This is a genomic window from Metabacillus herbersteinensis (assembly GCF_042433335.1).
GTDB classification, from domain to species: domain Bacteria; phylum Bacillota; class Bacilli; order Bacillales; family Bacillaceae; genus Metabacillus; species Metabacillus herbersteinensis.
This window is the reverse complement of sequence record NZ_JBHLVO010000001.1, coordinates 327095-339427: the sequence shown is the minus strand read 5'-3', so window position 1 is coordinate 339427 and position 12333 is coordinate 327095. Positions and strand designations below refer to the sequence as shown.

Annotated in this window: 9 protein-coding genes and 1 other annotated feature; of the genes, 6 read left to right on the top strand and 3 right to left on the bottom strand. The window is 37.8% G+C overall.

What is annotated here, in order from left to right; translation table 11 throughout:
* Positions 1 to 25 precede the first annotated feature (25 nt).
* From hemL to ysxE, 3 genes are all read left to right on the top strand, one after another.
* The gene (hemL, locus tag ACFFIX_RS01755; RefSeq protein WP_378929878.1) at positions 26 to 1312 is read left to right on the top strand and encodes a glutamate-1-semialdehyde 2,1-aminomutase; all 1287 of its coding nucleotides are present in this window, start codon (positions 26 to 28) and stop codon (positions 1310 to 1312) included.
* 154 nt (positions 1313 to 1466) lie between these two features.
* Entirely contained in the window at positions 1467 to 2609 is a 1143-nt protein-coding gene (gene spoVID, locus ACFFIX_RS01750) for a stage VI sporulation protein D (RefSeq protein ID WP_378929876.1), read from the top strand.
* A 136-nt stretch (positions 2610 to 2745) separates the two neighbouring features.
* Positions 2746 to 3789, top strand: coding sequence for a spore coat protein YsxE (gene ysxE / locus ACFFIX_RS01745; RefSeq protein WP_378930350.1), 1044 nt, complete (start codon positions 2746 to 2748; stop codon positions 3787 to 3789).
* Positions 3790 to 3868: 79 nt separating this feature from the next.
* Here the strand turns inward: ysxE and ACFFIX_RS01740 are convergent, their stop codons facing one another.
* Complete coding sequence (locus tag ACFFIX_RS01740) at positions 3869 to 4060, bottom strand: YszA family small membrane protein (RefSeq protein WP_378929874.1); 192 nt, start codon at positions 4058 to 4060, stop codon at positions 3869 to 3871.
* Between the two features lie 244 nt (positions 4061 to 4304).
* Positions 4305 to 4552, top strand: a binding site (T-box leader).
* Between the two features lie 49 nt (positions 4553 to 4601).
* Here ACFFIX_RS01740 and ACFFIX_RS01735 point away from each other — a divergent pair.
* From ACFFIX_RS01735 to ACFFIX_RS01725, 3 genes are all read left to right on the top strand, one after another.
* The gene (locus ACFFIX_RS01735) at positions 4602 to 7253 is read left to right on the top strand and encodes a valine--tRNA ligase (protein WP_378929872.1); all 2652 of its coding nucleotides are present in this window, start codon (positions 4602 to 4604) and stop codon (positions 7251 to 7253) included.
* Positions 7254 to 7362: 109 nt separating this feature from the next.
* On the top strand, positions 7363 to 8673 hold the full coding sequence (locus tag ACFFIX_RS01730) for a bifunctional folylpolyglutamate synthase/dihydrofolate synthase (protein ID WP_378929870.1): 1311 nt from the start codon (positions 7363 to 7365) through the stop codon (positions 8671 to 8673).
* A 97-nt stretch (positions 8674 to 8770) separates the two neighbouring features.
* Positions 8771 to 10483, top strand: a complete 1713-nt coding sequence (locus ACFFIX_RS01725) for a sensor domain-containing diguanylate cyclase (protein WP_378929868.1) — start codon at positions 8771 to 8773, stop codon at positions 10481 to 10483.
* 80 nt (positions 10484 to 10563) lie between these two features.
* Here ACFFIX_RS01725 and ACFFIX_RS01720 read toward each other — a convergent pair whose 3' ends face one another.
* Positions 10564 to 11826: a type IV pilus modification PilV family protein gene (locus tag ACFFIX_RS01720; protein ID WP_378929866.1), complete on the bottom strand. Its 1263-nt coding sequence runs from the start codon at positions 11824 to 11826 to the stop codon at positions 10564 to 10566.
* A 10-nt stretch (positions 11827 to 11836) separates the two neighbouring features.
* Positions 11837 to 12322: a PulJ/GspJ family protein gene (locus tag ACFFIX_RS01715; RefSeq protein WP_378929864.1), complete on the bottom strand. Its 486-nt coding sequence runs from the start codon at positions 12320 to 12322 to the stop codon at positions 11837 to 11839.
* Positions 12323 to 12333: the final 11 nt, after the last annotated feature.

Genomic DNA, 12333 nt, shown 5'->3' with positions numbered 1-12333 from the left:
AATTTCATGAAAGGGGTATTTAATAATGAGAAGCTATGAAAAATCAAAAGCAGCATTTGGGGAAGCCCTAACGTTAATGCCAGGTGGAGTCAATAGTCCTGTTCGCGCCTTTAAATCTGTTGGAATGAGTCCTATTTTTATGGAACGTGGAAAAGGCTCTAAAATCTTTGATATCGATGGAAATGAATATATTGATTATGTTCTTTCCTGGGGACCACTTATTCACGGTCATTCCAACGACACGGTTATAGAGTCAATTAAAAAGGTTGTTGAATCTGGGACTAGCTTTGGAGCGCCAACTCTAATTGAAACTGAACTTGCAAAACTTGTTATTGACCGAGTTCCATCAATTGAGGTTATTCGTATGGTTAGCTCTGGGACAGAAGCAACAATGAGTGCAATTCGACTTGCTCGAGGATACACAGGTCGTAATAAAATTATCAAGTTTGAAGGGTGCTACCATGGTCATGGTGATTCTCTTCTGATTAAAGCAGGATCTGGAGTTGCTACACTTGGTTTACCAGACAGCCCAGGTGTTCCTGAGGGTGTTGCAATGAATACCATTACAGTGCCTTATAATGACCTTGAAAGCATTCGTTATGCCTTTGAGCAATTTGGCGACGATATTGCTGGAATAATCGTTGAACCTGTTGCAGGAAACATGGGTGTTGTTCCACCACAGCCTGGTTTCTTAGAAGGGCTCAGAGAACTTACGACAGAGTACGGTGCTCTCTTAATTTTTGACGAAGTAATGACAGGCTTCAGAGTGGATTATGGCTGTGCACAAGGCTACTACGGAGTTACACCAGATCTTACTTGCCTTGGAAAAGTAATCGGCGGTGGACTTCCAGTTGGCGCTTATGGTGGAAAAGCAGAAATCATGGAACGTATTGCACCAAGCGGGCCAATCTACCAAGCCGGAACTTTATCGGGTAATCCACTAGCTATGACAGCAGGCTATCAAACGTTAAAACAATTAACTCCTGCATCCTATGAAGAATTTAGCCGTAAAGCAGATCGTTTAGAGAACGGCTTATCTCAAGCTGCACAGGAATATGAAATTCCGCACACAATTAATCGAGCAGGATCAATGATTGGATTTTTCTTCACAGATAAAGAAGTAACAAACTATGAAGAAGCTAAAACATCAAACCTTGAATATTTCGCTAAGTATTACCGTGAAATGGCAAATAATGGTGTGTTTTTACCCCCATCACAATTTGAAGGAATGTTCTTATCAACCGCACACACTGATCATGACATTGATCAAACAATTGAAGCGGCGAGAAAAGCATTTTCACAGTTAAAATAGTACAGTTATTAAAAGCACTCATTCATTGGGTGCTTTTTTATTTTTTAGATTGTTCTTGATTAAGTTGATATTTCAATCATATTTTCCTCCTATCCCACATAAATCTGTAATGTCATAGTAAATTTACTAAGCTATTCGAGAGGAGGAATTCGATTTGTCACAGGAACAACAGCAGTTACGATTTTCGGTAGAGGAATCTGTGTGGTTTCAAAAAGGACAGGAAGTCTCTGAGCTCTTATCTATCTCCTTAGATCCGGATATATCCATTCATGAGCATGATCAGTACATTTCAGTTAGAGGTGCACTTCAACTTACGGGTGAGTACAAAATAGATGAGCAAGAAGAGGTAGGAGAAGATTTACACTATGCAAATGTTCGGTATGTGAACGAAATTTCTACTAGAGAAGATGGAGTAAGCTACTTAACGCATCGTTTTCCAGTCGATATCACCATCCCGAGAAATCGTATTCAAAATCTAGAAGAAGTATATGTGACGATTGAATCGTTTGATTATGAACTTCCAGAAACACAATGCTTAAAGCTTATTGCTGATCTTTCAATTAGTGGGATTGGTACGGAAAGTGTGCAGGTAACAGCTACACCAGAAGCACAGCAAGAGGAGCAGTTCGAGGCGCTTTATCGTGGACCACAAGCAACGGCGTATGAAGATGATGTGGTGGAAACAAAAGAAGAAACTCATGAATTCCAAGAAGAACTTTCAGAACAGGTAAGAGCTGAAGAAGACGAAGAAGAAGTGGAAGAGGAAGAGGAAGAAGAAGAAGAAGTGGAAGAGGAAGAGGAAGAGGAAGAACTTGTAACCGAGAGCTTTGCTCAAAATCTTTTTGCAAACAGTAGTGAAGAAGAGCAAGAACAAGACGACAACAAAGATGATCTTTATGAGCCATTTGAGGTTGAGGTAAGAAAGTATCCACAAGAAGTTGAAGAAAAAAGTGTCTATCATAAGCCAGAGGTACAATACTCTTTATACTCTGCTCCTGAAAAAACACTAGAAGTTGAGCAAGTCTCAAATAAGCGTTCCGAACAGAAAGAAGATCAATCAAAAAGTGAAAGTGAAAACTCACACTATTTAAAGAGTCTTTTTGCTCGTGAAGAGGAAGATGAAGATTTTTCAAAATTAAAAATGTGTATCGTCCAACAAGGCGATACAATTGATACAATTTGTGAACGCTATGAACTTACCATTCAGCAGTTAATGAGGGTCAATGATTTTGGAGCAAAACAAGACGTAGCGGAAGGGCAAATCCTTTATATCCCCGTTTATGCAACGTCGAAGTAAACCACTTAAAGAGAGATTGACAAAAGATGAAAGAACAGCGTGAGGTTACTGCACCCTCAGCTGTTTTTTTCGTATCGAAATGGGTATGGATAAACGCCTTCTTAATAGATGAAAGCTAGAGGTGTGACGCATCGTGATGAAAAAGATGGTTGATGAGACATCAGTAATACTTGAGCAATACGATCTAACACCTGAATATGTGGAGACATTAAGTAATAAAGTAAAAAAGGTCTACACAAGCTCAGGTCCGTATGTGTTAAAAAAACTATCAAAAAAACGAAACACACGTTTTACAGAGTTAATTAATAGCGTTGATGAAAAAGGTTACGTTGGTTATGTACCAATTTTCCAAAACAAAAACAGAGAGCTATTCACTCCTCACTACAATGATCTTTACTATTTAATGCCATGGCTTCCTAATGAACCAGAGGGTGAGAAAGATGAGCGACATCAGTATTTATTTAGAGAAGTAGCTGAACTACATCGCAGAACAGTAAGAGAAGTAAAATTAACTGGACAGGAAGCAACCATACATTATGACGCGATTGTCAAAGGGTGGGAAGAAGGAAAAGAATTTTTTGAAAAGTATGTAGACGAGTGTGAAAAGCAACTTTATTTAGCACCATTTGAACTTCAGACCTTAACATACTATATTGAAGCAAGTCGTGCTGCAGAGTTTTCAAGGAAAAAGCTAGATGAGTGGTCAGAACGAATGAAGGAAAAGGAAGCAACACGGCTCGTTGTGAATCATGGTAGACTATCTGCCCACCACTTTCTCTACGACGAACAAGGAACGGGCTTTTTCACAAACTTTGAGCAGGCAAGACTCTCTTCACCAATCGACGACATGCTCATTTTTTTCAAAAAAACCTTAAGAGGGTACCCGAAACAATGCAATGACTGTGTGAATTGGTTTTATACGTATCAAAAAAGCTTCCCATTTAGTGAAGAAGAAATGCTCCTGTTTTTAAGCTATTTATCCTACCCAGATCGAATCGTCCGTGTTTTAAAAAACAACGCAGGGAAAGATAGAACTCTGGGTGAGCTAAATCGCAATCAAGAGCTGTTAAAAGCTTACTGGCAATTCAAAAACGTCGAGTATTTTGTTATGAAGGTTTCCGAAATTGAAGAAAAGAAAAAACTAGAACAACAACAAAAAGAAGAAGCCCAATCTTCGTGAGGATCGGGCTTCTTCTTTTTGAAGTTAACTTATGTCGAGCTGTGTCAATCGACATAGAGCTTTCCATTTATCTCACCCTTCAGAGCCAGTCATAATGATAGGCCAACGCTAAAAGTATAAGGACAGCTAGCAATAATACATCAAAAGAGGTAGGAAATAAAATAGTACGAATACCTTGGAAAATGGCTAGTGGAACAATGATTTGAATGCCAACATCACGAATCTGTCTGACCCACGGCGGGAGTGAATAAGGGTTAAATCGTTTTCTCATGAAGGAATCCTCCTCATATTCTCTATTACGAGTAGCATATGATCGGTCATCTGTGCAGGTGCCTGTTTTCAGTTTTCAAATGATTATTTATTATCAAGAAAGGCAATGCTAATGATAGTAGCTAATCATCTTCACTTTACATAATAAAAAAGAATAATAATAAAGAAAATTAGCAAGAATGATTGACGAAAAAACTTTATTTTTAGTAAAATAGATATATCAAATCTAAAACATACAATTTAACATATAAACGTTGATAGGGAAGAGTACATCTTTAACACTTTACAGAGAGAGAAATCACATGCTGGAAGATTTCTTACGTGTTACGGTGGAAGGTCGCCCTTGAGTACTTTTTTTAAAGGATGTTCAATAACTATCCAAGTAGAAAAAGTCGGCTGCAAGCCGTTATCGTAATGAAGTGCATAGGCTCCCGAGTTAGTTAAGCCTATGAAAAAAGGTGGTACCGCGAAATGAACTCCATTCGTCCTTTTCTGGATGAATGGAGTTTTTTTATTTGGATAAAAACGATGGAGGAATTAAAATGACAACAAATGAACAAACAACGCTTTCGACAAAATACGATCCGAATGCAATTGAAAAAAACAGATATAAATTTTGGTTAGACGGTAAATATTTTGAAGCAACAGGTGATCCTGAAAAAGAACCTTACACAATCGTTATTCCACCTCCAAATGTAACAGGGAAACTTCACTTAGGACATGCGTGGGACACAACATTGCAAGATATCTTGACAAGAATGAAGCGAATGCAAGGCTATGATGTATTGTGGCTTCCAGGTATGGATCATGCAGGCATTGCCACGCAAGCAAAAGTTGAAGCAAAGCTACGTGAAGAAGGAAAAACACGCTATGACTTAGGTCGAGAAAAATTCGTTGAAGAAACGTGGAAGTGGAAAGAGGAATACGCTGCACATATCCGAGAGCAGTGGGCAAAAGTTGGCCTTGGACTTGATTATTCACGCGAGCGCTTCACACTTGATGAAGGCTTATCAAAAGCAGTTAACGAAGTATTTGTTAGCTTGTACAAAAAAGGACTCATTTACCGTGGTGAACGGATTATTAACTGGGATCCTAAAACAAAAACAGCTTTATCCGATATTGAGGTCATTCACAAAGATGTTCAAGGCGCTTTCTATCATATGCGCTATCCATTAGCAGATGGATCAGGATCGATTGAAATCGCAACAACTCGACCTGAAACAATGCTTGGTGACACGGCAGTTGCTGTTCATCCCGAGGACGAGCGTTACAAACAACTAATTGGAAAGACAGTAAAATTACCTATCGTAAATCGTGAAATTCCGATTGTTGCTGATGATTACGTTGACATGGAGTTTGGTTCTGGTGCGGTAAAAATAACCCCTGCTCACGATCCGAATGATTTCGAAATTGGAAACCGTCATAATCTTGAGCGCATTCTCGTTATGAACGAAGATGGAACAATGAATGCTAATGCTGATAAATACAATGGACTAGATCGCTTTGACTGCAGAAAACAGATTGTCAAGGATCTTCAAGAACAAGGTATATTGTTTGAAATTGAAGATCACATGCACTCTGTTGGGCATAGTGAGCGAAGTGGAGCTGTTGTTGAACCTTATTTATCAACACAATGGTTCGTAAAAATGCAGCCACTTGCAGATGCTGCAGTTGAACTTCAGAACAATGATGAAGAAAAAGTGAAATTTGTTCCAAATCGTTTTGAAAACACATATATGCGCTGGATGGAAAATATTCGCGATTGGTGTATTAGTCGTCAGTTATGGTGGGGTCATCGTATTCCAGCTTGGTACAATAAAGAAACAGGTGAAGTTCATGTTGATCACGAGCCCCCAGCAGACATCGAAAATTGGGAGCAAGATAACGATGTTCTCGACACTTGGTTTAGCTCAGCACTTTGGCCATTTTCAACAATGGGCTGGCCTGACACAGACTCACTAGATTACCAACGTTTCTACCCAACAAATGCACTTGTAACTGGGTATGATATTATCTTCTTCTGGGTATCTAGAATGATTTTCCAAGGTCTAGAGTTTACTGGAAAGCGTCCATTTGATGATGTGTTAATTCATGGTTTAGTTCGAGATGAACAAGGCCGGAAAATGAGTAAATCACTTGGTAACGGTGTAGACCCGATGGATGTAATTGAAAAGTATGGCGCAGATTCTCTACGTTACTTTTTATCAACAGGTAGCTCACCAGGTCAGGATTTACGTTTTAGCTATGAAAAGGTTGAAGCAACTTGGAACTTTGCGAATAAGATTTGGAATGCTTCCCGTTTTGCCTTAATGAATATGGATGGACTAACATACGATGAAATTGACTTAACTGGGAAAAAATCTGTCGCAGATAAGTGGATTCTTACACGACTAAACGAAACAATTGAGAATGTAACAAGCCTTGCCGATCGCTATGAATTTGGTGAAGTAGGAAGACTTCTTTATAACTTCATCTGGGATGATTTCTGTGATTGGTACATCGAAATGGCGAAGCTTCCATTGTATGGTGAAGATGAAGCCGCAAAGAAAACAACAAGATCGATTTTAGCGTATGTTCTCGACAACACAATGAGATTGCTTCATCCATTTATGCCATTTATCACCGAGGAAATATGGCAGTCTCTTCCACATCAAGGAGAGTCAATTACAGTAGCAAAATGGCCTCAAGTAAACCCAGAGTTTACGGATGAAAAAGCTGCGAATGAAATGAAGCTGTTAGTCGAAGTGATTCGTTCGGTTCGTAACATTCGAGCTGAAGTGAACACGCCAATGAGCAAGCAAATCAGCATGCAAATTAAGGCGAAAAATGAAGAAGTTCTCGAGCAACTTGAAACGAATCGTGCTTACGTTGAACGATTCTGTAACACGAGCTCGCTAAACATTGCAACGAGCATCATAACAGATGAAAAAGCAATGACTGCTGTTGTAACTGGAGCTGAACTAATTCTTCCCTTAGAAGGATTAATTAACATCGCTGAGGAAATTGCTCGATTGGAAAAAGAGCGTGAAAAGCTAGACAAAGAAGTAGAACGCGTTCAGAAAAAACTCTCAAACGAAGGATTCTTGAAAAAGGCTCCCGACAAAGTCATAGAAGAAGAAAAAGCGAAACAAAACGACTATGCTGAAAAACGTGACATCGTTTTGGCACGGATACGTGAATTAAAAGGAGAGTAATCAAGGCAGAAACGCTATCCTAAGAAATCTAATGCTCGGGTGTGCCTTAAAGGTTCACCCGAGTTTTTAAAGTCATTTGAGGAACGGTCAGAGTAAAGGAGATTTGAAGATGTTTTTACACTATGAAGAAGCAGTCAATTGGATTCATTCGCGCTTGAAATTTGGAATTAAACCTGGATTAAAGCGGATGGAATGGATGATGGAACGTTTAGGTTCCCCTGAAAAAAACATCTCAATTGTTCATGTTGCAGGGACAAATGGAAAAGGCTCAACAATCGCCTATATGCAAAATATATTGAACGAAGCAGACTATAAGATTGGAACCTTTACATCACCATACTTAGAAACCTTTAACGAACGAATCAGTTTAGATGGACAGCCGATAACCGATGAAGAGATGTTAAAGCTCGTGAACGACATTAAACCGCTCGTTGATGAACTAGAAAAAACAGAGCTAGGCGGCCCAACGGAATTTGAAATTATCACAACAATGGCTTTTCTCTACTTTGGACGGATCAACACACCGGATCTTTTATTATTAGAAACGGGACTAGGAGGAAGACTCGATTCTACAAATATCGTCCAACCCCTGCTTTCGATTATTACAAATGTCGGCTATGACCATATGAACATTCTCGGCAACACGCTAAGTGAAATTGCATCAGAAAAGGCTGGCATTATCAAAAGAGGTGTTCCAGTTATTACGGGTGCGGAAAATGTAGAGGTCTTATCTGTTTTAAAACATGTAGCAAATGATAATAAAGCATCCGTTTACATTCTAGGAGAACAAATTCACATATCAGAAAAAACGCTACACCAAAACAAAGAAGTGTTTTCAGTTCAAACTAAATTCGGCAAATTGGAACAAGTGGTTTTAACAATGAAAGGCGAGCATCAAGTTAAAAATGCAGCATTAGCAATCACTGCGGTTCAGTACTTATCAGGTAAAGAGAGATTAATCATCAATGAGTCTGCGATAAGAGCTGGTCTAGAAAAAACCATTTGGAAGGGACGGTTCGAGAAGGTTGTCGAAACTCCGACTATTATCATAGATGGCGCTCATAATCGGGAGGGAATTGAAAGTTTACTTGCAACGATCAACCGTCACTATCATGATAAAAAAATTCATATTTTGTTTAGCGCACTCATGGACAAAGAATATTCTCATATGATTGAAAGACTTTCTACAATTGCAAGCAGCATGCATTTCACAAGCTTTGTTTTTCCTAGAGCAGCAGCAGCTGTAGAGCTTTATAACATGTGTCCTTTATCTCAGAAAACTCACCATGAGCATTGGGAAGTGGCTTTAGTTGAGATGATTAATCAGTACGATCACGGAGAAAATGATCTGTTTATCGTCACAGGTTCTCTCTATTTTATTTCTGAAGTTAGAGAATACTGTCGAAAATCATTTGGTTAATATTAGGGAAATAGTCCTGAAAAAGGTATGACAGATGTCTGGGGATTTGATAAAATAGTCTTTAGAACAGTGTACATATAGATTGGAGGCACGCAAATTGGACAAGAAGTTAAAAGCAATTCTGTGGATTACTTGGGGCATTTTAACGCCTGTCCTTTTAACCATTACCTATAAAATATGGCCTCCATCTATTTCTGGATATGAACTAGACATTGTCTCTTTTCTATTATTAATGTGTCTAGTTACCTTTTGGCCGATAATCGTTAATGACACACCAGTCTTCTTTTCACAAGGTGTATCACTAGCTGTTTTTCTATACTATGGTGTTTTTGTTGAAATTGTATTAACGCAAATTACAGTCATTGTTTTACTGATTAAAATTAGAGTGAGTTGGAAGGATACCTTTCGTTTTCCAACAAACTCTCTCATGTTTTTAATTGTATCGCTTGTAAGTGCGCTCGTGTATTATGCACTTGGAGGTACACATGGTGAAATAAACTTCAGCTTTGCTTTTCTTGCTGCAGTCATCGCATACGAATTTTCAATGTGTTTAACAAATCATTTCGTTTTACGTTTTATAAGAAAAGTTTTTTATCAACAAAGAGACAAGTTTGTAACAAAGGACTTTCTTTGGGAAGTCTTTACTTCAATCTTGGTGTTTCCCATCGGAGTAGTTCTATACTTTCTTTACAAGGAACTAGGCTTAAGTGCAATTTTTTATGTAGGAATCCCATTTGTTGGAATATCTATTATACTTACCCTATATCACTCAAGTCAGCGGGTAAATTCATACCTGCAGCAAGCAAGTGAAATCGGACAACAGCTAACTGAACGCTTAAATGTGGATGATGTCCTCGATATTTTCATGGAAAAAATGACATCGATGATTAAGGTGGATTATGCTTATATCGTTGATGTCATTGACAAAGAAAATCTTAAAATTGTCCGTAAATATGAAAATGGCAAGATTATTGATAATCCGAATGAAACGAAATCAATTCGGGAAGGCATAAGTGGGTATGTGTATTCCCACCGAAAAGGGGTCTTATACCGCACTAGGGATCAGAGAAGAGATATCATTAATTCGCAGCTGCCACCAAAAGTAGAAAGTGTCATGGCCGTTCCTGTTATGAGAAATCAACAAGTTGTTGGGATCGTTATTCTAGCATCTAATAAAAAACGTGCCTATGAAAACTATCAACTAATGATTGTTGATTTATTAACTGCCTACTTAGGTGTAGCCAGTGATAATGCAAAAAACTACGAAAAAACGAAGAAACAGAGCGAACGCTGTGCACTTACTGGTCTTTTCAATTATCGCTATTTAGAAACGGTCCTAGATAACGAATTTAAAAGGCTTCAATCAAAGAAGCTTACTTCTCTATCGCTAATTTTATTAGAGATTGACCATTTTAAAAATGTGAATGACACATATGGGCACCAATCAGGGAATGAAATACTAATTGGAATTGCCAAGAGGCTTTTAAAAATTGTCGGTGACAAAGGGATAGTAGCGAGGTATGGAGGAGAAGAGTTTGTTGTCCTTCTTCCAAACTATGAAAAGAAATCTTGTTATGCATTTGCAGAAGGAATTCGTCAAGCAATAGCGGGCCGTCCATTCGTTCTAGAACAAGCGATCGTAAACAGCACCAATATAAAACAATACGTCCCAATCACGGCCAGCATCGGCTACGCAACTGCCCCACACGATGCAGACGACGCGTTAGCATTAATTAGACATGCAGATCGTGCGATGTATACAGGGGCTAAGCAAGCGGGTAGGAATCGGGTAGCAGAGTATGTTAAATAAGAAAAGGTTAGCACAATTAAAGTGCTAACCTTTTTCTCATGATAAGATTTCTATTTTCATAGGAAAATAATGCACGTCCTTTATTGATAGGTTGTACGGCGATTGGTAAAATTCAAATCGTCAAAAAAATCAGCATTTGAATCGAATACTAAGGCATCTTCGCCCCCAGTGCTAACACTACAATATTGCTGGAAGTCACTCTGGTTGATGGTGGGAGAATAAACATTGTAGTCTTTTCCAGTTGGAATGCCGGCTACCGTACCAGCTACGCAAATTTTAGAAGAAGGATCAAACTTTTTTATGTCAACATCTCTAAAATTTGCAGCTCCTCCGATATAGATAGAAGAATTAGTAAAACCTTTTATCTTTCCATTTTTTTCAAAGTTAAAAGTAGCACTTCCTTTAACCACTATGGTCGAATTATTAATACCCTGATTAACCATATTAAGGTCGAGAGCCCCCCCGATGTATATATTCGAGTTGTTTATACCATTTATATGTTTAGAAAATGAGGATGAGCCTGTAATGTATAGTGTAGTAGAATCAATACCTTTATTTAAATGAGTGTCTACATCGAGATATCCATTAACCAGAACAGTTGAGTTAGAAATCTCTTCGTGTTTTTCCATTTCAATCGGAACAGAAAATTGACAGTTAGAACCCTTAAAAGGATTTTCCTTCGAAGCATCAATATAAATACAATTAGGTAGGTTTATTGGCTGTTGAATAATTTTATCAAGATTAACTTCTGCTACTCCCCCGGAAATAGTAATGTTATAAGAATTGCTATTAATGTTAAAATTCATTTCTAAATTTGTCGTAATTGCTTTTGAGACGTGAGTTCCCACAACCCCTTCACTTTCAAAAGTAACCGCTAGTGTATTAGTGTCATCGATTGAAACAGTAGGATTGAAAACAGTAAAGGAAGCGTTATTATCTTGATCGATCGTCTTACTTTCACCTACACGTTGATCTGATAAGTTGGTATTTTTGATAAAAAAAGTTTCTAGCTCGGATTTTATTAGTAATGCGACTGTTTTATGATAATCGTTTAAATCTATTGTTCCTTTTTCCTCAAAATCACTAGTCATCATATCCTTTATAATTACTTCAATTTTCCCTTCTTTCTCTAATTTAAGCAAAAAATCTTCTAACTTAACTTGAAAATAGTTAGACCCCATTTCAGCTAAATCACCCGTTTGAACAGTCTGTTCACTTTGCTTTATTTGTTTAGAGTTATTAATTGTCGAACCGAGTACCGCTAAACCAAGAACTGTGAAAATGGTAATAGTTAAAAGGACAATAATAAGTGTCATGCCTTTTTGGTTATGAAGATAGTTCATATTTTTTCCCCTACATTCTTCTAGATAAAATGGTTCTAAGTTCATATTTAAGTTCTGGATCACCTTTTTTTTGAACAACTAATTTAAATGGAAGAGTATTGAAATAAAGTGAATCTCCAGAATTCTGTTTAATTTTTATTATAGGCTCCATAAGCGTTTCTACATCACCACTTGTATTATATAAGGTATACACGTAGTCAGAATTTGACAAGGTCATAGCTTCACCATTTTCATAATGTATTGTAATAGAAGTAGCATGTGGATTTTTATCAAGGTGGATTGTATAAGAAATTTGTGTTTTATGAATTCTATCTAGCGTTGTAACAAGTAAATTGGCTTCTTGTTGTAGTAACACATTTGCTTGGGCACGGTTAGAGTAGCTTAGGCCATTTATTAGCATACTTCCGACAAGAATTAGTAGAAAAGACATAATGGCAAGTACCGCAAGCAGTTCAATTAGCGTTATTCCCATTTGACGCTGATCTAGCTTTTGCATGTAAGTATATC